This window comes from Acinetobacter sp. AS167 (assembly GCF_037152175.1).
In the GTDB taxonomy this organism is placed as follows: domain Bacteria; phylum Pseudomonadota; class Gammaproteobacteria; order Pseudomonadales; family Moraxellaceae; genus Acinetobacter.
The window spans coordinates 37,832-61,251 of sequence record NZ_JBBCMP010000003.1 but is presented as its reverse complement, the minus strand read 5'-3'; the positions used below and the strand labels follow the sequence as shown (position 1 = coordinate 61,251).

The window sequence follows — 23,420 nt, the reverse complement described above, 5'->3', positions numbered from 1 at the left end:
CCCCATAATACAATATTTAGCTGTAGTCTATATGTAAAATATTAACATTAGAGTTACATAAACATAGTTACATAAAAAAGCCGATCAAGATAGATCGGCTTTTTCATTGTTTATAAGTTTTTTGTGACTTTAAGCATTTTTATAGTCGATTAAGATACGTAACATACGACGTAAAGGCTCAGCGGCACCCCAAAGTAATTGGTCACCAACAGTGAATGCGCCTAAATACTCTTTACCCATATTTAATTTACGTAAACGACCTACTGGCACAGATAGAGTACCAGTCACAGCTACTGGGGTAAGATCCGTCATTGACGCATCGCGTGTATTTGGAACCACTTTTGCCCATTGGTTAGACTGACGAATCATGTCCTCAATTTCATCAAGCGGAACATCTTTTTTCAATTTCAATGTTAAGGCTTGAGAGTGACAACGCATTGCACCAATACGTACACAGTGACCATCAATTGGAACAATCTGAGCATTACCTAAGATCTTGTTGGTTTCAACTTGACCTTTCCACTCTTCTTTAGATTGACCACTTTCAAGTTGCTTATCAATATAAGGGATCAAAGAACCCGCTAAAGGCACACCGAAGTTTGCTTTCGGGAAAGCTTCGCCACGTTGTAATTCGGCAATTCTGCTGTCGATATCTAAAATCGCAGAACGTGGATCATCTAACAAGTCTTGAGTATTGTTATATAAATACCCCATACCAGTGATCAGCTCACGCATGTTTTGCGCGCCAGCACCCGAAGCGGCTTGATAAGTCATCGCCGTCATCCATTCCACCAAATTGTGTTGGAAGAGTGAACCCATGCCCATCAACATTAACGAAACCGTACAGTTACCGCCAACAAATGTTTTAATACCATTGACCAAACCGTCTTTGATAACATTTAAGTTGACTGGATCGAGTACAATAATTGCTTCATCATCCATACGTAATGTAGAAGCTGCATCAATCCAATAGCCTTTCCAACCTTCAGCCTTTAGCTGAGGAAAGACTTCTGATGTATAGTCGCCACCTTGACAGGTAATAATGACATCCATTTGCTTCAGACTGGTAATGTCCGTCGCTTCCATAAGTGCTGGAGCAGTTTTACCACCAAAAGCAGGAGATTCACCACCTGCGTTACTGGTAGAGAAATAGAATGGCTCAAAATGAGCAAAATCATTCTCTTCAACCATACGTTGCATAAGGACAGAACCAACCATCCCGCGCCAACCGACCAGACCTACTTTCATGCCACTTTGCCTCGGTGCGTTAAAAAATAAAAGGGGGTTTGAGTGTATCAAAAGGGTGTGTAACTGCAATAGCATACACAATGAAAACACCACTATATTGTGCAATATATCTTGTTTATGATACATGCAAAATTGATATTAATTTATGAATCATGCAAAAATTAAGAATATAAGAGTGACAAAATATGATTTGGATAGAAGTACTTGCGTCGATTGTGATTTGGCTAAGTTTCTGGTCACTGATTCCCCGTGATGAATGGTGGTTTAGAGGTGCTGATTTTCCACGCTTGCAGATATTATTTGTTGGTCTGATTGCAATGGTATTGATGTTGTTTTGGACAGCGCCCTGGGACTTGATCCGTGAGGTGATTTTATTTTTATTGATTGCTGCCTTAGCTTTTCAATTAAAGATGGTTTTGCCTTATACCTTCGTTTGGAAGAAACAAGTTAAACAGGTGACGAAAGATCAGCTTAATCCTGATCAGCAAATTTCAGTGATTGTGTCGAATGTATTGACACCGAATGATCAATATCATTTATTGCTTGAGCAAATTGAACAGCACCAGCCTGATATTGTTTTGACGCTTGAAACTGATCAAACTTGGCAAAATGAACTAGCTCGAATTGAAAAAGACTATCCTTATCGTGTGGCTATACCTTTAGACAACCTCTATGGGATGCATTTGTATAGCAAACTCAAGTTGGTCGATACAGAGGTTAAATTCATTCTCAGTGATGAAATTCCATCTATTCATACCACGGTGATTTTACCATCTGGGCAAGCAGTGCAACTGTATTGTTTACATCCCAAACCACCAAGCCCAACAGAAGCCAAAGACTCGACTTTACGTGATGCTGAATTGCTTATTGTGGGGGATCAGATTAAAGACTTGGATGAGAGCTGTATTGTTATGGGTGATTTAAACGATGTTGCTTGGTCACGCACAACGCGTTTATTTCAGCGTATCAGTGGTTTGCTTGACCCACGTGTGGGGCGTCGATATATCAACACTTTCCATGCTGACTATAAGTTTTTGAGATGGTCTTTGGATCATTTATTTCATAGTACAGATTTTGCTTTAGTGCATATGCAACGGCTGCCTCATGTGGGTTCAGATCATTTTCCGATTTATGTAGTATTACAAACAGGGCGTATTTTTGAGCAGACTCAAGAAGAGTTGGAGCAAACAGACGCGGATGAGCGTGAAGCGCAAGAGGCGATTCAAGAAGGAATTGAAAAAGCAGAGAAAGAGGAAAAGCGGGTAACCGATGAAATTGCGCAAAGTTATAAAGTTGGAACCTGATTGTCTGACAAAAAAATTAAAAAATGGCTATTTTTTGTAAGCAATTACTTACATGGATTTAGGCCCTAAGCGGATAGCATGAAAAGCATATTCGTTTTAATCTTTACTTATCGACACAGGGAATGAGAACGGAAAATCTCACTAAGGAAGACGAAGTCGATGGAGTAATCATCAAGGATTTGATGTTGGAATGGATAACCAAGAAAATAAGAATAAGATGTGAAAGCACAACCTCATGAACCCGAGTTTTGCAGGATGCAGAACTCGGGTTATGCTTTATTTGTGGTATATAATTTAGAACAGATAAGATTGAAAATAAAAAAGAGTGGCTATGTTTCTCGCAAAAGTTCAAGAATTCGCTTCAAGTCTTAAACATTTTACAGGTTTAAGTAGTGATGCTTTATTTATCTATGCAGGTTTAATCATTTATTTTATTGTTGCTGCAATTCATAAAAGACAACTTAAATCAAATTTTGCGATTATCGCCACAGTTGTGCTTGCATTTGTAATTGAAATCTTTAATGCACGCGCAGATATTTTTGGTAGAGGCTATTGGCGTATTTGGGAAAGTATCCATAGTATAGTCAATATGATTTTTTGGCCTTATGTGATTTGGGCGATGGCACGTTTTCGAGCATGGAAAGGTTAGGTCTTTCTACTTAACCCGCTTATGATCCAGATTGTTTTTATTTTCCATAGTGTTGATTTAAGGCGTCTATTTCAGCAGAAATTTTTTGTTGAAGCGCTATTGAACGTTTACCAAGTTGCTTAAATTCATCACTGGGTGCATTTGGATTAAAATCTGAGGCTGTTGAAAGCGTATACATTTTCTGGCTGGTGATTAAATTATCAATCATCTGTGTGCGTAGACTTTGTACTTCACTACTTTTTAAATTTAATGCCATAATTTGTTGTTGAGTTTTCGCTTGTATATCATTGGCTTTGAGTAAAATCTGCTGGCGCTTTTCAGGTTGGGAAGCAGCTGATTGAAGCTCCGCTCTTAATTGAAGTGCTTGAGTATTTGCATGATTGATGATCTGATTAAGTTGAGCCAAGTCTGTTGTAATCTCTGTTGCGTTGGCTGTACTCAGTTCAGTCGCTTTGCTTTTCCAATTGCCTTGAGTTGTTACCCTAGACGTAGTTTCTGAGGTTTTGTTTTGGGCGATATCTGCTTTTTGCTCTGAGCATGCAGTAAATATCAAACTGGAACTGATCAAACATGAAAAAAGAACTTTATTGATGATATTCATGGTTTTATTTTCCTTAAATTTGAATGTATTTAGCTTATTATTGATAAATCTTAATTCGCATTGTTTAATCAAGAAAGTGGGCATATGTAACTAGACGCAGTTTGCCATGAACGATGGTATTTAAACGCTAGATGACCAAAATAAAAAAGGAGATATTTTTTATATCTCCTGATTGTTAAAAACGAAAGCTTTCAAAATTAATAAATTTTCTCATAGCCTTTGGGACGTGTTTTAAAGCGACGATGAAACCACATATATTGTGTCGGCGCGATCCGTAGTTGATTTTCAATGATTTTATTGACACGAATCGCATCATCCATTTCATCTTCACTGGGTAATGGATCAACAGCAGGTTCAATAAGTACATGGTATTTTGGATCTTTTATATCACCATCACGATAGAAATACAGTGGGATCGCGACAGCTTTTGATATTTTCAATAAACGTCGATGTGCTGTTACCGTTGCAGCGGGCGTACCAAAAAATGGTGCCATCACCCCTTGTTTTAATCCAAAATCCTGATCTGGACTATACCAAATCGCATCACCTTCTTTCAGATGGCGAATCAATCCACGCATATCATCATGATCAATCTGCGCTTTATAAATCGTTGCACGACAACGATAAATCAGCATATCGAGTAAAGGATTATTCTGTGGGCGATACACGACATCGGGTTCAAAAAATTGTGCACATAAATAACCACCAGCATCAAGCATGGTGCTATGAGTGCCGAGTAACAGTATGCCTTGACCATTTTGTTTGGCTTGTCGGATATGCTCTAGACCTTGAATACTGACACGGTTTTTAAACCATTGTGGTGAGTACCATGCATTTAAGGTTTCAAAGACCCCGACCATTTGATCAACAAAGACTTGTCTTGAATTGTCGATGACTTGTTCAGGCGACCATTCTGGAAAGCAGACTTCTAAATTACGCGTTGTTGTTTCACGACGCGATTTCAGTCGGTCAAAGGCAATATTGCCCAACAGTGTTGCTAAGCGATACTGAATTGCCCAAGGCAAAATTGCGAGCATCATCAAAAATACAATCGCAATCCAGATTCCCCAATATTTCGGATGTAAAAATGCCCAATAAAATTTTCCAGGCTCGTATTGATGCTTTTTACTCATAGCAGTTTTGTAAATTTTGGGGCAGTTAAAACTGAAAGGAGTGTAGCATGAAGCGGTTTAAAGAAGAAAATTCAAGATGTCATTCACTCTCATTGAGGATAAGCAAGGAAGCATGACGTGAAAATAATTCGGTTAATTCAAGGTGATATTACAGTTCAAAAGGTGGATGCAATTGTGAATGCTGCCAATAGCTCGTTACTTGGCGGTGGTGGTGTGGATGGTGCGATTCATCGTAAAGGTGGGGTAGCTGTTTTGGAGGATTGTCAAAAGATTCGGGCCAGACAGGGGGGGTGTGCAATTGGTGAAGCAGTGATTACCACAGCGGGGTTGTTGCCCTGTAATTATGTGATTCATACCGTGGGCCCCACTTGGCAAGATGGACAGCATGCTGAAAATGAACTTCTTGCAAAAGCCTATCTGAACAGTTTAAGACTCGCTGAGCAATATCAGCTAAAAACACTGGCATTTCCGAATATTTCAACAGGCATTTATCGTTTTCCCAAATCAGAGGCAGCATTTATTGCCATAAACAGCGTGACTAAGTTTTTAACCCAGACGACCAATTTAGAGGAAGTCAGTTTCGTGTGTTTTGATTTGGAAAATTTTAAAATCTATCGCCAGCATCTTGCTGAGATTGACCAAAAGCACGTACATGTTTTAGGTATATAATTACAGTTATTCACTGATTATTCTAGACAACCTTGCGATGAGAAATACCTACTTAGACAGTTGTAAGGCAACACTGATATTTCTTGTGGTGCTCGGGCATTTTCTAGAACGCATGATCGGTTGGAAAGATCCGCTTGATCATGTCTTATTAGGTACGATTTATTTTGTACATATGCCTGCTTTTATCTTTATTTCGGGCATGTTGTTTAAAGACAGTAAGTGGTTTAAGAATATTTTATTTTTTGTCTCGCTCTATTTGCCCTTTCAAATTCTATTTCCTGCATTTGATGCCATCTGGTCAGGTAAATTTCAACTTAATTGGAATTTTTTTGAACGAGCTTATTGGATCTTATGGTATCTGTTGGGCATGATGGTATGGACAACGCTGACCCATTTTTTGATAAAAACAAAATTTGCACTGCCGATTGCACTGATTCTTGCTTTATGTATCGGTTTAAGCCCTTGGAACAATTACCAATACTCTATCGGAAGAATTTTTAGCTTCTTTCCATTTTTTATTGTGGGTGCGCTTTATGGCAAAACCATTGTCGAGAAAATTCAGCAATTTAAATTCACTCAAGTTTTAGCTGGATTTATCGTGATGGGCATTGCAAGCTTGGTATATTTCACCCAAATCAACCCATTTTGGTTATATGGCAGTTTAAGTTATCAGCAGCTTAAGGTAAGTATGTGGGATGGTACGTGGATCAGAATAGGCTGTCTATTGATGTCGAGTTTGGGCATTTTCGCGATGTTTGCATGGACAAAATTATTGAATATTGGCTGTGTGCAACTTGGGAAAAATACTTTGGCGGTGTATTTGCTACATGGTTTTGTGGTGATGTTGATTGCACGTTATTGGCAACTGGATTTTCATATTTTTGTGGAAATTGGGATTTGTATTGGTTTATCTGTATTGACTTGCTGGATGTTACAACAGCAATTTTTTGATGTTTTATTAAGAAAATTATCCTTATGGTTAATCAAGCCTGCTGAGAAGTTTGGTTTAAAGTAGCTGAATGGATTTGAAGCGTTCCAGAGCATTCGCTAAAAATTTAAAAGCTACACTGTTGGTGTAGCTTTTAAGCATGAGGACCATAATTTTATAAAGCGACAGTTTTAAAACAACGTTTTAAAGTGGATTATTTGGTTGCTGCTTTACCCTCTACTTTTTTTGCTGTTGCTGATTTTTGTGCAGCGGCATGGTGTTTTTGGCTATGGCCAGCTTTATGTTGTTTTTGCATTTGATGGGTTTTAACCGCTTGAGTCGAATGCTGTGCTGGAGTTGCTGCCATTGCAGAACCTGCGAAAATTGCTGTGGTGAATGCTGCAACAAGTAATGATGTAACTTTTTTCATGATCATATTCTCACTAAATAATTCGAGATCTGAACTAGATTCGATAATCATATCTTGGTGGATTTGTATGGAAACATCATGAAGTGCTTGTAGCGAAATTCAGTGTAAATGAAATGATCATTGGTAAGATGAGTGGGGAATGGTAAGTGCTTTGATTTTTTAAGTTTTATTTAATTTTAATTAGTAAAGTATTGCCGTCATTTTAACTTGAACTAAGCCATTTAAATAAGTGCGTTTATTTTTAAAAATGAAGGAGTTTGTTATATATCATTTCAAGTATTATTTAGATAATGAAATTCTGATTACAGACTTAAATTGAGCATTTTGATCTTTTACTGCTACTCCACTATTGGAATGCCCCTCACATGAATAAGACAATCAGAAGAGCAACCATTAAGGACTTAATTGCAATTACTCAATTGATTGCGCCTTTTATTGATGAGTTTGCAATTAATGACAGTGGGCGACAACTGTTTTCCGCAAGTATGATTGAAAAAATGCTTGAGAATCCTGAAATTCACTATTTTGTTTATAGCGATCATCAGCAGATGATCGGTGTTATTGCGTATAAGAATCCGGCCCATTTGGTTCATTTCTTTATATCGAAAGAGAAGCAAGCTCAGGGAATTGGCCGAACAATGTGGGACTTTATTTTGCAGGAGGTGAAAAAGTCTGGTGTTTCAGTATTTACGGTAAATTCAAGCTGTAATGCACAACCTGTTTATGAACGATTTGGCTTTGTGGTGAAAGATGAAACCATTGAAAATCATGGGTTACGTTATGTTCCAATGTCCTTAAATCTGGTTAATACATAAAGCTGAAAATATGTGTTGTATATCTATAAGATGATTGATCAATGTTGTTGGTTTCAATGTCGGCAGGCTCAATAAAAACTCCGCATATTTGCGGAGTTTTTTATTGAAAGATTTTATAAGAATTAACCTTTGGTCATTTCTTCTAATGCATCCCAACGCTCCATTTTTTCAAGCAGCAGTTCATCAATCTCGCCAAGTCGTTGCGACGCTTTGGTGGCTGCATCTGCATCAGTCACAAACCAAGAACCATCTGCAAGTTTTGCAGTTAGTTCAGTTTGTTCTTTTTCTAAAGCTTCAATTTCTGCGGGTAACTGTTCTAAAGCACGTTGATCTTTATAACTCAACTTCACTTTTTTAACAGCTGGTTCAGCAGGCGTCGCAGCAGCTTCCGCTTTAGCAATGGCCTTTTTTACATCACTTTTCTGATCGACAACACGCTGATCTGGACGTTGTTCTAGATAGTCTTGATAGCCACCAATGTATTCATCGATATTGCCTTTACCATCAAATACCCAAGTTGATGTCACAACATTGTCCATAAATGCACGGTCATGAGAGATCAATAACAAAGTCCCTTTATAATCACTCAACATTTCTTCAAGTAATTCTAAAGTCACCATGTCTAAGTCGTTGGTTGGCTCATCCATTACGATAAGATTAGACGGTTTAAGCAATAACTTCGCCAAAAGGATACGATTACGCTCACCACCTGAAAGTGCTTTGACAGGAGTACGTGCGCGCTCAGGCGAGAATAAAAAGTCTTGTAAATAGCTGTAGATATGACGGCGACCACCATTAACATCGACAAAGTCTGAGCCTTCAGACACGTTGGCCATTACTGATTTTTCAAGATCTAGCGCATTACGTAATTGGTCAAAATAAGCCACTTCAAGTTGTGTACCTGTTTTTACCGAACCACCATGTTCAAGTGCACCTAAAATTGCTTTGATCAAGGTGGTCTTACCTACACCATTGTCACCCACTAAACCAATACGGTCGCCACGTAGTACTAATGCAGAGAAATCTTTAATAATTGGTGCATTATCACCAAAAGCCACACTTAAGTGTTCAATATCGAACACCAATTTACCTGAACGATTTGCCTCTTGAGTTGCCATGCTCACTTTACCTTGTTGTGAGCGACGTGCTTTAGATTGTTCACGTAAATCTTTTAATGCACGTACACGACCTTCGTTACGGGTACGACGTGCTTTGATGCCTTGACGAATCCAAGTCTCTTCTTCAGCCAAGCGTTTATCAAACAGCGCATTCTGCTTTTCTTCAGCTTCCATTTGTTGTGCTTTTAAGTCGAGGTAGCGTGAGTAGTTACCTTCATAACTACGTAAAATACCACGATCCAATTCCACAATACGAGTCGCAATACTGTCAACAAAAGCACGGTCATGGGAAATAAATAACAGGGTCAGATTGTTTTGATCGAGTAAGAATTTCTCTAACCATTCAATACTTTCTACATCCAAATGGTTGGTTGGTTCGTCAAGTAATAAAACGTCAGGTTGCGTCAACAATGCACGTGCTAAAAGTACACGGCGTTTACGCCCTCCTGATAAATCAGCTAAATCCGCTTCAGGATCTAAGCCCATTTTGCTCAAGATAGAATTTACTTTGGTTTCTAATGCCCAACCATCGAGCAAATCCAGCTTATGTTGTAGGTTGCCCATACGATCACAAGCTTCCATATCACCTAATACACAAGCATCGCTGGCTTCGTGGTATTCTTTTAGGACGAGCGCGGCTTCTCCTGCACCTTCGGCAACAATATCTGCAACTTTGCCCGAATCCATCGGTACATCCTGAGCAAGCATAGAAATCGTAATACCATTTTGTAATGCAATTTCACCTTGATCAGGCAATAAACTTCCCTCAATCAGTTTGAGTAAAGTAGACTTACCTTCACCGTTACGACCAATCAGACAGACTCGTTCGCCTCGTTCTAAATTGAAGTTTGCGCCATCGAGCAGGGCAGGTCCACCAAACGCAAGTTGGACATCCCTTATAGTAATATAGGCCATACGGTTTCCTAAACATCCCACACTGAGGACTAAAAATGACTAAACATAAAAATATTGATGATCAGGCGTCATTTTCCGCACCCATAGAAGATTTGCAAGTCCGAATTGCATTTTTAGATGATTTAGTCGAACAATTAAATGATCAAGTAGCGCAACAAAGCTTGGAAATCGCTGATTTAAAAAAACAAATGCAGTTAATTTACCAACGTATAGAATCTGCTGATTTGTCAGAAGGTATTGCAGCATTTGACCCAATGACCAATCGTCCTCCGCATTATTGATCTAACGAAAGTGAAATATGAGTGGCTGAGGTGTGCTGAATCAAGAGTAAATTCACACATAGCAATGGTATTGGCAAAGGATTTGCATAACGCAAGCGCTAAATTTGTGGGTTAAGATGGATTATGAACTTAAAAAACCTCGAAGCATTTTATTGGGTGGTGACCTTAAACAGTTTTAATAAAGCCGCAACAAAGCTTCAAACGACTCAGCCTGCAATTTCTCAAAAAATTACTGCGATTGAGAATGATCTCGGTTTTAAAGTGCTTGATCGCCGTTCTCGTCAAATAAAAGCCACGCATAAGGGCATGACCTTATTTAAATATGCTGAAAAGTTTATGCGACTGGAAACAGACTTAGTGGCTGAACTCACAGAAAGTCAGTATTTAACAGGAACGATTCGTTTAGGGGTTTCCGAAACGATTGTCCATACTTGGCTAGTGGAATATATGGAGCAAGTCCAGCAAGAGTTTCCAAAAGTTTCCATTGAAATCGTGGTAAATTTAACTCCAGATTTACAAGAAGGTGTACGCACTGGTGATTTGGATATGGCGTTTTTACTGGGGCCAACTTTGCCTTTTGAATGTATAGAACGTTCATTGTGTGATTTTGAATTAAGCTTTCTGGCATCACCTTCATTTAAAGGTGGAATCGGGCAGATGTCATTGCGGGCATTGATGTCGCATACCATTTTAACCTATCCAAGAATTACCTATCCTTATAAAGAGCTCAAAGCAAAAATGAAAGAACAAAAGATAGATGAACCACTATCCATTACAAGTTATTCATTGGTCACATTATTACGTTTAGCTGAACAAGGTTTAGGGATTGCAGTGGTACCTAAACTAACGGCAATCAAAGAAATTTTAGATGGGCGATTGGAAATTTTGGATACGCCAATCCAATTAAAGACATTCCACTTTACCGCAATCTATACACAAGGCAATAACACCGCATTAAAAGAAAAGTTGACCGATTTAGCGGTTTTAACTTCGGAAAATGCCATGAAAAAGCTGAATAATAAAATTAGATAGTGAAGAATAAAACGGCATTTTATTCGGCTTTGGTTTTGATTTAAAAATTGCAAAAATATGAAATATTGATAATGAGAACTTATAGAAAGTGATAAATATTCATTATTAAATGATTTTAAAAATAATAAAAACATATGAATTCAATATCTTACGTTTAATAAATTTTAAATAAAGTCTTATTGTGACTCACCTTCGCCTATGCTTTTATTTGAAATACAGATTTGGTTCAGCATAACCAAAAAATCTTAAAAGTTTAAAGGATTAAAGAATTTCATATTTTAGAAAAATAGATGTTCTTTGTTTCACTTGAAATAGCGTTGATTAAGCTCAAATGGATGAGGAACGCCTACATGTCTTTATTGAAATCTTCTTTTTTATCTGACCGCCAATGGGCAATTGTTGCATCTATATTTATGATGGCAACATCGGCGATGGGGCCAGGTTTTCTAACCCAAACCGCTGTATTCACAGTGAAATTAGGTGCTGCATTTGGCTTTGCAATCCTAGTTTCGATCATTATTGATTACGTTGTTCAGCAAAACATTTGGCGTGTAGTTACCTTAACGCAAATGCGCGCTTCTGATATTGCCAATAAAGCTTTACCGGGGAGTGGTTACTTACTCGCATTTCTGGTTATTTTAGGTGGGTTTTTCTTTAGTATCGGTAACATTGCAGGTGCTGCACTGGGCTTAAATGCACTCTTTGGGTTGGATACCAAGGTCGGCGGCGTGCTGAGCGGTGCTTTGGCAATTCTGATTTTTGCCTCCAGAAAAGCCACACTGGCGATGGACAAGAGCATGATTATTTTGGGTTTACTCAAAATTGTTTTGATCGTGATCGTTGCATTTATTGTCATGCCACCTGTGGGGCAAGCCGTTCAACAAACTTTTGCACCTGATCAAATTGATTTCGCCATCATTACAACCATTGTTGGCGGTACAGTGGGCGGTTATATTTGCTACGCAGGCGCGCATCGCTTATTGGACAAAGGTGCTGTAGGACCAGAAAATATTGATGAAGTTGCCAGAGCCGCAACCAAAGGTATTGTGGTGGTCGGGATCATGCGTTATGTATTGTTCTTGGCATTCTTAGGGGTTGTGGTCAGCGGCGCAAATATCGATTTAGCAAGTCACGATGCCAATCCAGCTGCGCAAGCATTCCAATATGCTGCGGGTACATTTGGTTTTAAACTGTTTGGCTTGATTTTTTGGGCAGCGGGAATCAGTAGCACAATTGGTGCAGCTTATACCTCTGTTTCGTTTATGTCCGCATTTAAAAAGAACTTAACCACCAAACATACCAATTACCTCACGATTAGCTTTATCTCTTTAGCCCTGTTGCTTTACGTGATTCTAGGTGCAACACCAGCGGGCTTATTGATCTTTGTGGGTGGTTTTAATGGTTTGGTATTACCAATTGGTTTAACGATTTTTGTCTATGTTGCGGCATGTCGTAAAGACATGATGGGCAATTATAATTATCCAAAATGGTTGCTGGTTTTGGGTGTATTAACCTGCTTACTCACATGGTGGATGGGTTATATGTCATTCACGACGGTATTTAATTACCTCACCAAGCTTTAATCAACTTCACACTCAATTGAAAAGGAATGATCACAATGTATGTCGATTTAAATAGTGACTTGGGTGAAAGTTTTGGCTCATGGAAAATGGGCAATGATGAGCAAATTTTACCTGTTGTCAGTAGTGCTAATATTGCCTGTGGCTTCCATGCAGGTGACCCATTGGGAATATTGAAAACGCTTCAACAAGCAGTGCGATTAGATGTCACGATTGGTGCGCATGTTTCCTACCCAGATTTGGTTGGTTTTGGTCGCCGTAATATGGATCTGTCTCAAGACGAGCTGATTGCAGATGTGCTCTATCAAATTTCGGCACTTGATGGTTTGGCAAAAGTTGCTGGCTCCAAAGTGCAATATGTCAAGCCGCATGGGGCATTGTATAACACCGTAGCCAAAGATCCCGTACAAGCCGAAGCCGTGATTGAAGCCATTAAAATGTATAATCCAGCATTGGTACTGGTTGCTTTGGCTGGGTCAAATTTGGTTGCACAAGCACGTCAGGCAGGTCTAAAAGTGGTTTCAGAAGCCTTTGCTGATCGTGCTTATAACCGTGATGGTTCACTGGTTTCACGCCGTTTGGAGGGTGCTGTTTTGCATGATGCAGAGTTTGTGGCAAAACGTGTGGTTGCGATGTTAAAAAATGGCGGGGTTGAGTCAATTGATGGCATCTTTACCCCAATTCAAGCCGATACGATTTGTTTACATGGTGATACTGCTGGCGCATTAGAAATGTCCGCAGCGATTAAAGCTGAGCTGTTAAAAAACGACATTCAAGTTCGTTCATTTTGTGCATAAAACAATAAGGACAAGACACATGTTTAAAGAGATTAAAGTCGATCCAGTTCAACTAAAAGCTGCATTGGATGCGCGACAACAAATTCGTGCGGGTTTTGATCAACCCACAGCAGGAATGGCTGCTGGAATGACACAAGTGAATATGATTTCTGTACCCAAAGACTGGGCATATGATTTCTTGTTGTATGCCCAGCGTAACCCACAAAGTTGCCCTGTGTTAGATGTTTTGGAAGAAGGCGTATACCACTCTCGATTGGCTGCTGACACAGACATTCGCACTGATTTTCCACGATATCGTGTTTGGAAAGACGGTGAAATGGTTGATGAGCTCACTGATGCGAGTGAGCTTTATAACGCGCATCCTGATTTAGTGACCTTTTTAATTGGCTGTAGTTTCTCCTTTGAAACAGCTTTACAAGACGCAGGGATTGAAGTGCGTCATATCCATGACAAGACCAATGTACCGATGTATTTGAGTAATATCGAATGCCTTTCTGCTGGACGTATTTCAGGGAATATGGTGGTTTCTATGCGCCCCATTCCTGCCCATCAAATAGCTGAGGCGGTAAAAATTACGGCGCGTATGCCGAGTGTTCATGGTGCTCCCGTACATATTGGTCATCCTGAAAGTTTAGGAATACGCGACATCAATCAGCCAGATTTTGGTGATGCCTCACGTATTGAACAGGGTGAAATTCCAGTATTTTGGGCATGTGGTGTAACACCTCAAGCGGCAATCATGAACTCGAAAATCCCATTTGCCATTAGCCATGCACCAGGACATATGTTGATTACAGACATACCTGATCGTGCGTGGATGCGTTAAGACAAGAAAGGATCAGTAAATGCGATTTTTATCGGTAAATTCCGACAGTTTCTTGATTGAGCTTTCTAGTTTAGAAGAAACTTTGGCGTTATACAGTAAATTGCAAAATTTACACTTGAATGGAATCAAAGATTTAATTCCTGCTGCAAAAACAATTTTAATTTGTTTTAACGAAATCAAGACTGACTTTAAAACCTTGAGTGTTTTGATTGGTACGTTAAACCTTGATTCAGGTTTTGATCGCAATACGCAGGAAGTGATTATTCCGATTCGTTACGATGGCGAAGATTTAGTACAAGTGGCGGAACTGCAAGGCCTCTCTATAGCCGATCTGATATTAAAACATCATCAAAGTACTTGGGACGTTGCCTTTATTGGCTTTGCTCCAGGTTTTGCTTATATGAGTAGCCTTGATCTGCCCTTTACAGACGTTCCTCGTCTAAAGACACCGCGTAAAAAAATTCCATCAGGTTCACTTGGACTTGCTGGGCAATACTCGGGTATCTACCCAAAAGATAGTCCAGGTGGTTGGCAATTGATTGGAACAACGTCAGAAAAAATGTGGGATTTGGAGCGTCAAAATCCTGCGCTTTTACGACCAGGAATGCGGGTGCATTTTGAGGATATAACTCATCGGCCTGTATCTGTGGATGTGCCCAAGCAAATCACGCCACGACAAGATTTAACTTTAAAACACCCCTTATTTAAAATCACGGCATCTGGCTTGCAAGTTTCGATTCAAGATGAAGGCCGTTTTCAGCACAGCAATATCGGTGTGGGGACAGCAGGTGCGATGGATGTGGTTTCGATGCATTGTGCCAATCGAATCGTGGGGAATCCAACGGATACGCCTGTGATTGAGGTACTCAATGGTGGTTTAAAAGCAGTCATGCAAAATTCAGCTGTCATTAGCGTGGCAGGTGCAATTTCCAATATCCATGTGAAATTTGCAGATGGTCAAAAAGTAGATTTTGACAGTTATCAAGCGATTGCACTGGATGAGGGAGATGAATTTCAAATTCAAACGCCGAGTGCAGGGTTACGCAATTACCTTGCGGTTCGTGGTGGTTTGGATATTCAACCCATTTTAAATAGCTGTTCTTTTGACAGTTTAGCCATTCTTGGTCCAGCCCCTTTAAAAACGGGTGATGTCATTTACCAAGGTCAAGTTGTCCCATCCAATATCAGCATCAACGAAGTGCCAAAATCCAATCTCCCGTCCCTTGGCGATACGATTGAACTTGATATTGTGATGGGACCTCGAACGGATTGGTTTGAGCAAAGCAGTATTGAAAAACTGTGCAATCAAGCATGGTTAGTGACTCATGAAAGTAATCGAGTGGGATTACGTTTATCTGGGAAAGCACCCTTAACACGTAAGATTCACCATGAATTGGAAAGCGAAGGCACATGTATTGGTGCTTTGCAGATTCCACCCAATGGTCAACCTGTATTGTTTATGAATGATCACCCATTAACAGGTGGTTATCCTGTGATTGCTTCGGTTGCCAAGCATCATTGGGATTTGGTGGCACAAATACCTGCGGATTGCCATATCAAATTTAGAAAAATCGCCGAATTTGTAGATATCGAGAACTAAGATGAACCAGCAAAAATATGTAAATGAAAAATTATTGATTGCCAATCGTGGTGAAATTGCTGTGCGTATTATCCATGCTTGTCGGGATATGAACATTGCTTCAGTGGCGATGTATGCAGATGACGATATTGGCAGTTTGCATGTCGAACTTGCAGATGAAGCGTGGGGTTTGGTTGGGGCAACTGCAAAAGAAACCTATTTAAATATTGATGCCATTATTGATATTGCTAAAAAATCAAAAGCCACGATGGTGCATCCGGGTTATGGTTTTTTGTCAGAACAGGCTGAGTTTGCACAAGCCGTGATTGACGCAGGATTGAAGTGGGTGGGTCCATCTCCTGAAGCAATTACCAAGTTGGGTGACAAAATTGAAGCACGTAAAATCGCTGCTTCAGTAGGTGCTCCATTGGTACAAGGCACACAAGACCCTTTGAACAATGCAGATGAGGCTTTAGCTTTTGCAAAACAATATGGATTGCCAATTGCAATTAAAGCAGCCTTTGGTGGTGGTGGACGTGGCTTAAAAGTGGTTTGGAAACTTGAAGAAGTGAAAGAACTTTATGACTCTGCTGTACGTGAAGCACAAGCTGCATTTGGTCGAGGTGAATGTTTTGTTGAGCAATACTTAGATAATCCACGTCATGTTGAAGCGCAAGTTATTGCTGATTTACATGGAAATGTGGTGGTTTTAGGCACACGTGATTGTTCTTTACAGCGTCGTAATCAAAAATTAGTTGAGGAATCTCCAGCACCATTTATCAGTGACAAGATTTACCAAGAGATTTTAACTTCAGCAAAAAGTATTTGTCAGGCTGCTCAGTATGTTGGAGCAGGGACAGTCGAGTATTTATTGAGTCAAAACGGGACGCTATCATTTTTAGAAGTCAATACGCGGTTGCAAGTTGAACATCCTGTGACGGAGGAAACAGCGCGCGTTGATTTGGTGGTTGAGCAAATTCAGGTGGCTTTGGGCGAAGAGTTATCGATCAAAGAAACCCCTAAAGCACAAGGTCATGCCATTGAGTTTCGTATCAATGCAGAAGACCCTAGCCGTGGTTTTATTCCAGCATTTGGTACACTAAGTTTATTTGAAGCACCTTTTGGTCATGGTGTGCGTGTCGATACTGGCGTGCGCACAGGCTCTCTGGTTTCCAGCCATTTCGATTCTTTAATGGCAAAGCTGATTGTGACGGGGGAAACGCGTGAAATCGCAATACGCCGCGCAAAACGTGCTTTAAAGCAGTTTAAAATTGAGGGTGTGGCTTCAGTTTTAGATTTTCATCGAGCCGTGCTGAATGAGCCTGATTTTATCGACGAATTTAAAGTACATACGCGTTGGATTGAAAATGACTTTAAACAAGACTTAAAATCAACTCGACGTGCGATTCCTCAGCATCAACAGCCTATGATTTTGAGTTATATTGAAATAGATGGAAAATTACATCGTCTAGGGTTACCTGCAGGGATGTTTGCTCAAGGTGCAGTTCAGGCTGATCTACAACAGACGCAAACACCAGAGTTAGCGCTTAAACCTGAAGATGTACAAGCACCCATTAATGGGGCAATCATTTCTTGGAAAGTCCAAGCTGGCGAGCACGTAAGTGCTGGGCAGGTTGTAGCAATTATGGAAGCGATGAAAATGGAAGTTCAAGTTTTGGCTCATCAAGATGGTCTAATTCAATTGCTTAAAGAGGTAGGTGCAACCTGTTATGCAGATCAAGTGATTGCAACAATCCAATGATATTTATCTTTAAAATTTAAAACTTATAAATTTAAATCAGGTGGAATTGGGAGTTTAGGATTAAATTTCCAATTTTATTTGACCTTTTGTTGAAAGCTAGTTGTAATGCTTGGCACTGTTCAGTCGCAAAATTTTTGACCATGCCGAATAAAGCTGTTCTTCTCGATCTTGAAAATAATATGCCTACAGCCAATATCCTGAGGGAGATTATTGAACATTACCCGACACTCTATATTTTCAATTGCACAGGGCAATTTCAGTACTCTCTAGAAGACTTAACTGAGTTTTCAGGCTGGGTGAGCAGTGGCCAGGTGGTGATTTTAGAGGTACCGAATGCATCTGAAAAAGAATATGAATATGCAGTTGTGGTGGGACAACTATTGGCATTATTAGAACCTGAAATTAAGATTGACGTAATTTCTGCAGTGCCAAGCTGTCGCTTATTGTTAGATCTAATGCGTAGTGCTGATCTTGATTGCAGTTTTATTCAAGTTCAGTCGACGCTAGAGCGTCAACGCAACAAATACTCAATACCAAGTCTACAAGCGATTAAAAATAAGCCATATTTAATCATGGTGAAGAAGTATTGTGATGCTTTGGGAGAAATGACTGGCAAACCAAATACGATTGAGAAATTGAAAAATTCTATTGTTAATATTTTGCAAATTGTTCCAGAAAAAGCTCAACATCTTGTTGGAATGTTAATCAATTTGAAAATTGTCAAACGCTTTGATGATCAAGTTGCTTACCGTAAAAAAGTGTTGAAGCAATGGACAGCTCTTGATATTGAATCTCCTGTTTTAGTAAACCTAATTGAGACAGAATCCGTAGCACAAGCTAATATTAAAATTGAAAAAATTGATCAATTTTTAGAAAAATTATGTGCGGACTCGGATCGAGTTTTACAAGAAGTTGATCAGCAAGATTCGGTGAGTTTGGTACACAATGTTTTATTTAAAAACTTTGAAAAAATAGATCCTGTACAAATCGAAGTCATCCATAAATTGAATGATCTAAAAACAGATAAACCTAAAGATATTTATGCGTTACGAGATTTATTGGAACAAATGTTTCCAAAGTCAGATATTCGTTTATTGCTTAAAGAGTTGATTGAAAAAGGCTATATTTACTGGAATGGTCATGAAGTTGTTTATAGTCATGAAATGAACTTAAATTAGACCAAACTTGAAGTTATCAGAGCAAAACAAAAAAGCGATTAGATTTAATGTTAAACGCTTTTTTATTGAGTTATAGATCCTGTTTTGATAAGTCTGTACGTTCTTATAAATTTGCGACACCTCCATCTATTAATAGTTCGCTACCCACTATAAATTTAGCTTCATCTGAAGCAAGATAAATAAAGGCATTGGCGATTTCTATAGGATCTGCCAATCTTTTAATTGGTACCAGATTTTCAATACTGACTTTAAGTTGTTCGGTCTCAGCGGGGGTATTGGCGACTTTGTTAAGGGCTGGTGTTAAAGTTGGTCCTGGGGAGAGTAAGTTAAAACGTATTTGATGCGCTAAAAGCTCTCTAGATAATGTTTTGGCTAAAGAGCGTAAAGCGATTTTAGATGCGGCGTAAACGCTACTTTTCTCTAAGGCAATATGAATACTGGTCGAACCACATAAAATGACTGAGGCATGGGGATTTATCATTGAAAGCAAATTTTGAATAAGAAAAAATGGGCCTTTTACATTGGTGTTGAAAATCACATCGAATTGTTCAGTTGTCCATTGACCAAATGCCTCATGTGTGACATTACCAGCATTGATATAAATTACATCGAATTTAATTGATAATTCTTGTATTTTTTGAGTGAAATTATCTTGAGATGCTAAATTGGAGTGATCACATGAGATGCCCAAGCTTTGCGTACCGAGTTGATTTTGTGTTTGCAAAATTTGGTCTTGATTTCTGCCTGTAAATACAACAAAAGCACCTTCTTCTATTGCTCGTTGTGCGGCTGCAAAACCGATTCCACTGGTTGCACCTGTAATTAAAACCGTTTTATTCTTTAATCGCATATTGTTCACTAAATTGTCTAAAGACTCTTATATTGTGGAAATTTATTTGCGAAAGTAAGTACTTACCAATTGGTGACTTAGTCGTTGTTTGGTTTGAAATAGACTAAACTCATATACTATAAAATGTAGCTTTATGTAAGGTGAAAAATAATGACACTGCAATATGAGCAAAATTGTTCGATTATGCGATTTGTTGCATTATTTTCAGGAAAATGGGTGTTGCCGATTGTCTATCATCTTATTGAAGCAAAACATCCTGTTCGGTTTAGCCAATTACAAAAGGCTTTAGCGCCTATTCCCCAAAAAGAGCTATCGAAACATTTAAAATTGCTTGAGCGATACCAACTTATAACAAAGCAGATTTACCCAGAAGTACCACCTAGAGTGGAATATCAAATCACCGAATTGGGACAAACGTTGGAAAACTCTATTCAGTCATTGGGAATCTGGATGGAGTTTTATGAAAAAAATATGAATGAAAAATAAGAGATTAAACTGACCTCAAAATGAGTAATTGCAGGTAATTTTAATTTTAAACTTGCGTTTTATATTCAGCTTATGCAACTCTAATATAGGAATTAAAAGGTGAACTATGGAACACACTGGTCTTTGGGTTGCGCTCGTTATTATTGTTTTTGTATTGGGCTCGATTTTTGGCTTACGCGTAAGCCCTAGAGAAAAAGCATTAGGTTTAATGCGAGAGAAAGCACGTAAGATGGGCTTACACCCACGTTTAGTGGCTGCACCAGAGTGGACGAAAATCCCAATGGCAACAGAGTCTCGTGCGAGTATGGTGGCTTATTATAGTGTACTTATTCCAGATGCACGCTTAGCTTTGATGCGCGCCCGTGTAGCAGAGCAAAAGCTTCAAGTGGTCCTCGGTGATGAGAAATTTAAAGATTTTCCCATTGCATTAAAAGGGATTTATGCTATTGATATGCAGGCCAACTGTGTAGGGCTTTATTGGGATGAAGAATCTGACCTCAGAGCAACACAGCTTGATGATATGAAGGCATATTTACTTAAATTGGCTGAAATTTAACTTAATAATAGGAACAGTGGTTTATTATGGCGAACGCTCCTCGGTCCACATCCAAAAGCACAACAGCAAATTCTCCTGATGCTGGGAAAAAACGTGCACTAGTGATTGTGGAGTCGCCTGCAAAAGCGAAAACGATTAATAAATATTTAGGCTCAAATTACATTGTGAAGTCTTCGGTAGGTCATGTTCGTGACTTGCCTACAGGTGGTTCAAGTAAATCGACAGAAAAAAAACCAGCAACACGTACCAAATTGACGGATGAACAGAAGGCTGAAAAGGCACAATCCGCTTTAGTCAATCGTATGGGGGTTGATCCTGAGCATGGCTGGAAAGCTAAATATGAAGTGCTTCCAGGCAAAGAACATGTCGTCGCTGAACTGAAAAAACTGGCCAAAGATGCAGATGAAATCTATCTCGCAACGGATTTGGATAGAGAAGGGGAAGCGATTGCTTGGCATTTAAGAGAAGTGATTGGTGGTGATGATAGCCGTTACCATCGTGTAGTCTTTAACGAGATTACCAAAAATGCCATTCAAGAAGCATTTAAGCAACCTACACGACTAGATTTAAACCGTGTGAATGCGCAACAGGCTCGTCGCTTTCTCGACCGCGTGGTTGGCTTTATGGTTTCACCATTACTGTGGGAAAAGATTGCGCGTGGCCTCTCTGCAGGGCGTGTACAGTCGGTTGCGGTAAAATTGGTGGTCGAGCGTGAACGTGAGATTCGTGCCTTTATTCCTGAAGAATACTGGCAAGTTTTTGCAGATACCCAATCTGCAAAAGATGAAATTCGTTTAGAAGCAGTCAAGCAAGCTGGCAAAACATTAAAATTACAAAATAAAGCGCAAACTGATGCTTTATTGAAAATTTTAAAAAATGCTGAATATAAAGTTGCAACACGCGAAGATAAGCCAACTAAGGTCAATCCAAGTGCGCCTTATATAACGTCAACTTTGCAACAAGCTGCTAGTACTCGCTTAGGTTTCTCAGTGAAGAAAACCATGATGCTGGCACAGCGCTTATATGAAGCTGGTTTTATTACTTATATGCGTACTGACTCAACATTCTTGAGTGATGATGCTGTCAGTATGGTGCGTAATCATATTGAAACTGAATTTGGTGCAAAGTACTTACCTGCTAAAGCAAATCGTTATGGGAATAAAGCCAATGCGCAAGAAGCCCATGAAGCGATTCGTCCTTCCAATGTTGCCTTAAAAGGCGATAGTTTGGCGGGTGTTGAGCGTGATGCACAACGTTTATATGATTTGATCTGGCGTCAATTTGTTGCATGTCAAATGACTCCAGCAGAGTATTTATCCTCAACGATTTTGGTTGATGCCAATGGTGTAGAACTCAAGGCCAAAGGTCGTACTTTAGTTTTTGATGGTTTTACCAAAGTGCGTGGTCAGAACAAGTCTGATGATGATGTTTTATTACCAGCAGTCAAAGTGGGTGAAATTCTAAAACTTGAGAAACTTCATCCTTCTCAACATTTCACTAAACCCCCTGCACGTTTTACTGAAGCATCTTTAGTTAAAGAATTAGAAAAACGTGGTATTGGTCGTCCATCTACCTATGCTGCGATTATTTCTACGATTCAAGATCGTGGCTATGTCAAACTCGACAATCGGCGTCTTTTTGCAGAGAAGATGGGAGAAATTGTTACCGATCGTCTAGACGAGAATTTTAATAACCTGATGAATTATGCATTTACTGCAGATTTGGAAGGTCAATTGGATAAAGTTGCAGATGGTGAACGTAATTGGAAAGAGCTGTTAGATAGTTTCTACGGTGATTTTAAAAAGCGTTTAACTACAGCACAGGGTGAAAACGGTATGCGCCGTAATCAACCTGTAGAAGTTGAAGCTGTTCACTGTAAAGAATGTGAACGTCCGATGCAGATTCGTACTGGTACAACGGGTGTCTTCCTTGGTTGTTCTGGCTACAACTTGCCACCAAAAGAACGCTGTAAAGGGACGTTGAATTTAACACCAGTTGAGTCGTTGGCTATACTTTCTGATGATGACAGTGCTGAAACTGCTGACTTAATGTCGAAAAAACGTTGTCCAATATGTGGTACGGCAATGGACAGCTATGTGATTGATGGTGGTCGCAAGTTACATATTTGTGGTAATAACCCGGATTGTGATGGTTACGAGCTGGAAGAAGGCGAGTTCAAAATCAAGGGTTATGATGGTCCAACCATTCCATGTGATAAATGTGATGGCGAGATGCAGTTAAAAACAGGTCGTTTTGGTCCATATTTCGCTTGTATGAGTTGTGACAATACCCGTAAAGTTCTGAAAAATGGTCAGCCAGCGCCACCTCGTGTCGACCCAATCAAAATGGAACATTTACGTTCAGTCAAACATGATGATTACTTTGTTCTACGTGATGGAGCAGCGGGGTTATTCTTGGCTGCAAGCAAATTCCCTAAAGTACGCGAAACACGTGCACCGAAGGTTGCGGAGTTACGTTCAGTTGCAGATCAACTTGATCCTAAGTATCAGTTTATCTTGCAAGCACCTGATCAAGATCCAGATGGTAATCCAACATTGGTTAAGTTTAGCCGTAAAAACCAAGCGCAATATATTGGTTCAGAGACCCCAGAAGGTAAACAAACCAAATGGTCTTTGGTCTACCAAGATGGGAAATGGGTAGAAGCTTAATTCATAGATATTTA

The 23,420-nt window shown here is 39.4% G+C and carries 21 protein-coding genes and 1 pseudogene; 16 read left to right on the top strand and 6 right to left on the bottom strand.

What is annotated here, in order from left to right; all coding sequences use genetic code 11:
- Window positions 1–129: 129 nt before the first annotated feature.
- Window positions 130–1,248 carry an aspartate-semialdehyde dehydrogenase gene (gene asd, locus WFN33_RS06665; protein WP_056516877.1) on the bottom strand — a complete coding sequence of 373 codons (1,119 nt, stop codon included), beginning with the start codon at window positions 1,246–1,248 and terminating at the stop codon, window positions 130–132.
- 185 nt (window positions 1,249–1,433) lie between these two features.
- Here asd and WFN33_RS06660 point away from each other — a divergent pair, with 185 nt between their 5' ends.
- Both WFN33_RS06660 and WFN33_RS06655 read left to right on the top strand, forming a co-directional pair.
- Window positions 1,434–2,552, top strand: coding sequence for an endonuclease/exonuclease/phosphatase family protein (locus tag WFN33_RS06660; RefSeq protein WP_336952192.1), 1,119 nt, complete (start codon window positions 1,434–1,436; stop codon window positions 2,550–2,552).
- 331 nt (window positions 2,553–2,883) lie between these two features.
- Window positions 2,884–3,201: a hypothetical protein gene (locus tag WFN33_RS06655; RefSeq protein ID WP_336952191.1), complete on the top strand. Its 318-nt coding sequence runs from the start codon at window positions 2,884–2,886 to the stop codon at window positions 3,199–3,201.
- A 37-nt stretch (window positions 3,202–3,238) separates the two neighbouring features.
- Here the strand turns inward: WFN33_RS06655 and WFN33_RS06650 are convergent, their stop codons facing one another.
- Both WFN33_RS06650 and WFN33_RS06645 read right to left on the bottom strand, forming a co-directional pair.
- On the bottom strand, window positions 3,239–3,802 hold the full coding sequence (locus WFN33_RS06650) for a hypothetical protein (RefSeq protein WP_336952189.1): 564 nt from the start codon (window positions 3,800–3,802) through the stop codon (window positions 3,239–3,241).
- A 197-nt stretch (window positions 3,803–3,999) separates the two neighbouring features.
- Window positions 4,000–4,935 carry an LpxL/LpxP family acyltransferase gene (locus WFN33_RS06645; protein ID WP_336952188.1) on the bottom strand — a complete coding sequence of 312 codons (936 nt, stop codon included), beginning with the start codon at window positions 4,933–4,935 and terminating at the stop codon, window positions 4,000–4,002.
- A gap of 117 nt (window positions 4,936–5,052) precedes the next feature.
- Between WFN33_RS06645 and WFN33_RS06640 the strand changes: the two genes are divergently transcribed.
- Both WFN33_RS06640 and WFN33_RS06635 read left to right on the top strand, forming a co-directional pair.
- Window positions 5,053–5,604, top strand: coding sequence for an O-acetyl-ADP-ribose deacetylase (locus tag WFN33_RS06640; protein WP_336952187.1), 552 nt, complete (start codon window positions 5,053–5,055; stop codon window positions 5,602–5,604).
- 37 nt (window positions 5,605–5,641) lie between these two features.
- Window positions 5,642–6,619 carry an acyltransferase family protein gene (locus tag WFN33_RS06635; protein ID WP_336952186.1) on the top strand — a complete coding sequence of 326 codons (978 nt, stop codon included), beginning with the start codon at window positions 5,642–5,644 and terminating at the stop codon, window positions 6,617–6,619.
- Between the two features lie 127 nt (window positions 6,620–6,746).
- On the opposite strand, the gene WFN33_RS06630 is transcribed toward WFN33_RS06635, so the two are convergent.
- Complete coding sequence (locus tag WFN33_RS06630; protein WP_224964682.1) at window positions 6,747–6,962, bottom strand: hypothetical protein; 216 nt, start codon at window positions 6,960–6,962, stop codon at window positions 6,747–6,749.
- 365 nt (window positions 6,963–7,327) lie between these two features.
- On the opposite strand from WFN33_RS06630, the gene WFN33_RS06625 reads away from it, so the two are divergent.
- The gene (locus WFN33_RS06625; protein ID WP_336952184.1) at window positions 7,328–7,777 is read left to right on the top strand and encodes a GNAT family N-acetyltransferase; all 450 of its coding nucleotides are present in this window, start codon (window positions 7,328–7,330) and stop codon (window positions 7,775–7,777) included.
- Window positions 7,778–7,899: 122 nt separating this feature from the next.
- Here WFN33_RS06625 and WFN33_RS06620 read toward each other — a convergent pair whose 3' ends face one another.
- Window positions 7,900–9,810 carry an ATP-binding cassette domain-containing protein gene (locus WFN33_RS06620; protein ID WP_336952182.1) on the bottom strand — a complete coding sequence of 637 codons (1,911 nt, stop codon included), beginning with the start codon at window positions 9,808–9,810 and terminating at the stop codon, window positions 7,900–7,902.
- A gap of 35 nt (window positions 9,811–9,845) precedes the next feature.
- On the opposite strand from WFN33_RS06620, the gene WFN33_RS06615 reads away from it, so the two are divergent.
- The 8 genes and pseudogenes from WFN33_RS06615 to WFN33_RS06580 all read left to right on the top strand — a co-directional run bounded on the left by WFN33_RS06615 (window position 9,846) and on the right by WFN33_RS06580 (window position 18,845).
- The gene (locus WFN33_RS06615; RefSeq protein WP_004718047.1) at window positions 9,846–10,091 is read left to right on the top strand and encodes a SlyX family protein; all 246 of its coding nucleotides are present in this window, start codon (window positions 9,846–9,848) and stop codon (window positions 10,089–10,091) included.
- Between the two features lie 123 nt (window positions 10,092–10,214).
- Window positions 10,215–11,123 (top strand): LysR family transcriptional regulator MumR, encoded by a 909-nt coding sequence (mumR, locus tag WFN33_RS06610; RefSeq protein WP_336952181.1) that lies wholly within the window; start codon window positions 10,215–10,217, stop codon window positions 11,121–11,123.
- A gap of 331 nt (window positions 11,124–11,454) precedes the next feature.
- Window positions 11,455–12,706 (top strand): annotated as a pseudogene (locus tag WFN33_RS06605) (NRAMP family divalent metal transporter).
- Between the two features lie 35 nt (window positions 12,707–12,741).
- Window positions 12,742–13,500, top strand: a complete 759-nt coding sequence (locus tag WFN33_RS06600) for a LamB/YcsF family protein (protein ID WP_336952179.1) — start codon at window positions 12,742–12,744, stop codon at window positions 13,498–13,500.
- 19 nt (window positions 13,501–13,519) lie between these two features.
- The gene (locus WFN33_RS06595) at window positions 13,520–14,326 is read left to right on the top strand and encodes a putative hydro-lyase (protein ID WP_336952178.1); all 807 of its coding nucleotides are present in this window, start codon (window positions 13,520–13,522) and stop codon (window positions 14,324–14,326) included.
- A 19-nt stretch (window positions 14,327–14,345) separates the two neighbouring features.
- Window positions 14,346–15,926 (top strand): urea amidolyase family protein, encoded by a 1,581-nt coding sequence (locus WFN33_RS06590; RefSeq protein ID WP_336952177.1) that lies wholly within the window; start codon window positions 14,346–14,348, stop codon window positions 15,924–15,926.
- Window position 15,927: 1 nt separating this feature from the next.
- The gene (locus WFN33_RS06585) at window positions 15,928–17,667 is read left to right on the top strand and encodes an acetyl/propionyl/methylcrotonyl-CoA carboxylase subunit alpha (RefSeq protein WP_336952176.1); all 1,740 of its coding nucleotides are present in this window, start codon (window positions 15,928–15,930) and stop codon (window positions 17,665–17,667) included.
- A 140-nt stretch (window positions 17,668–17,807) separates the two neighbouring features.
- A complete protein-coding gene (locus WFN33_RS06580; protein ID WP_336952581.1) occupies window positions 17,808–18,845 on the top strand; it encodes a hypothetical protein in 1,038 nt (345 codons plus the stop codon).
- Window positions 18,846–18,948: 103 nt separating this feature from the next.
- On the opposite strand, the gene WFN33_RS06575 is transcribed toward WFN33_RS06580, so the two are convergent.
- Window positions 18,949–19,695, bottom strand: coding sequence for an SDR family oxidoreductase (locus tag WFN33_RS06575; RefSeq protein WP_336952175.1), 747 nt, complete (start codon window positions 19,693–19,695; stop codon window positions 18,949–18,951).
- A 150-nt stretch (window positions 19,696–19,845) separates the two neighbouring features.
- Between WFN33_RS06575 and WFN33_RS06570 the strand changes: the two genes are divergently transcribed.
- The 3 genes from WFN33_RS06570 to topA all read left to right on the top strand — a co-directional run bounded on the left by WFN33_RS06570 (window position 19,846) and on the right by topA (window position 23,406).
- Window positions 19,846–20,181: a winged helix-turn-helix transcriptional regulator gene (locus tag WFN33_RS06570; RefSeq protein ID WP_336952173.1), complete on the top strand. Its 336-nt coding sequence runs from the start codon at window positions 19,846–19,848 to the stop codon at window positions 20,179–20,181.
- Between the two features lie 106 nt (window positions 20,182–20,287).
- The gene (locus tag WFN33_RS06565) at window positions 20,288–20,737 is read left to right on the top strand and encodes an ammonium transporter (RefSeq protein ID WP_336952172.1); all 450 of its coding nucleotides are present in this window, start codon (window positions 20,288–20,290) and stop codon (window positions 20,735–20,737) included.
- Between the two features lie 26 nt (window positions 20,738–20,763).
- Window positions 20,764–23,406: a type I DNA topoisomerase gene (topA, locus tag WFN33_RS06560; protein ID WP_336952171.1), complete on the top strand. Its 2,643-nt coding sequence runs from the start codon at window positions 20,764–20,766 to the stop codon at window positions 23,404–23,406.
- The last annotated feature ends 14 nt before the right edge of the window (window positions 23,407–23,420 follow it).

Coding starts and splice junctions, on each gene's coding strand:
- asd (WP_056516877.1), bottom strand. CDS start 1,248: ATGAAAGTAGGTCTGGTCGGTTGGCGCGGGATGGTTGGTTCTGTCCTT.
- WFN33_RS06660 (WP_336952192.1), top strand. CDS start 1,434: ATGATTTGGATAGAAGTACTTGCGTCGATTGTGATTTGGCTAAGTTTC.
- WFN33_RS06655 (WP_336952191.1), top strand. CDS start 2,884: ATGTTTCTCGCAAAAGTTCAAGAATTCGCTTCAAGTCTTAAACATTTT.
- WFN33_RS06650 (WP_336952189.1), bottom strand. CDS start 3,802: ATGAATATCATCAATAAAGTTCTTTTTTCATGTTTGATCAGTTCCAGT.
- WFN33_RS06645 (WP_336952188.1), bottom strand. CDS start 4,935: ATGAGTAAAAAGCATCAATACGAGCCTGGAAAATTTTATTGGGCATTT.
- WFN33_RS06635 (WP_336952186.1), top strand. CDS start 5,642: ATGAGAAATACCTACTTAGACAGTTGTAAGGCAACACTGATATTTCTT.
- WFN33_RS06630 (WP_224964682.1), bottom strand. CDS start 6,962: ATGAAAAAAGTTACATCATTACTTGTTGCAGCATTCACCACAGCAATT.
- WFN33_RS06625 (WP_336952184.1), top strand. CDS start 7,328: ATGAATAAGACAATCAGAAGAGCAACCATTAAGGACTTAATTGCAATT.
- WFN33_RS06620 (WP_336952182.1), bottom strand. CDS start 9,810: ATGGCCTATATTACTATAAGGGATGTCCAACTTGCGTTTGGTGGACCT.
- WFN33_RS06615 (WP_004718047.1), top strand. CDS start 9,846: ATGACTAAACATAAAAATATTGATGATCAGGCGTCATTTTCCGCACCC.
- mumR (WP_336952181.1), top strand. CDS start 10,215: ATGAACTTAAAAAACCTCGAAGCATTTTATTGGGTGGTGACCTTAAAC.
- WFN33_RS06600 (WP_336952179.1), top strand. CDS start 12,742: ATGTATGTCGATTTAAATAGTGACTTGGGTGAAAGTTTTGGCTCATGG.
- WFN33_RS06595 (WP_336952178.1), top strand. CDS start 13,520: ATGTTTAAAGAGATTAAAGTCGATCCAGTTCAACTAAAAGCTGCATTG.
- WFN33_RS06590 (WP_336952177.1), top strand. CDS start 14,346: ATGCGATTTTTATCGGTAAATTCCGACAGTTTCTTGATTGAGCTTTCT.
- WFN33_RS06585 (WP_336952176.1), top strand. CDS start 15,928: ATGAACCAGCAAAAATATGTAAATGAAAAATTATTGATTGCCAATCGT.
- WFN33_RS06580 (WP_336952581.1), top strand. CDS start 17,808: ATGCCGAATAAAGCTGTTCTTCTCGATCTTGAAAATAATATGCCTACA.
- WFN33_RS06575 (WP_336952175.1), bottom strand. CDS start 19,695: ATGCGATTAAAGAATAAAACGGTTTTAATTACAGGTGCAACCAGTGGA.
- WFN33_RS06570 (WP_336952173.1), top strand. CDS start 19,846: ATGACACTGCAATATGAGCAAAATTGTTCGATTATGCGATTTGTTGCA.
- WFN33_RS06565 (WP_336952172.1), top strand. CDS start 20,288: ATGGAACACACTGGTCTTTGGGTTGCGCTCGTTATTATTGTTTTTGTA.
- topA (WP_336952171.1), top strand. CDS start 20,764: ATGGCGAACGCTCCTCGGTCCACATCCAAAAGCACAACAGCAAATTCT.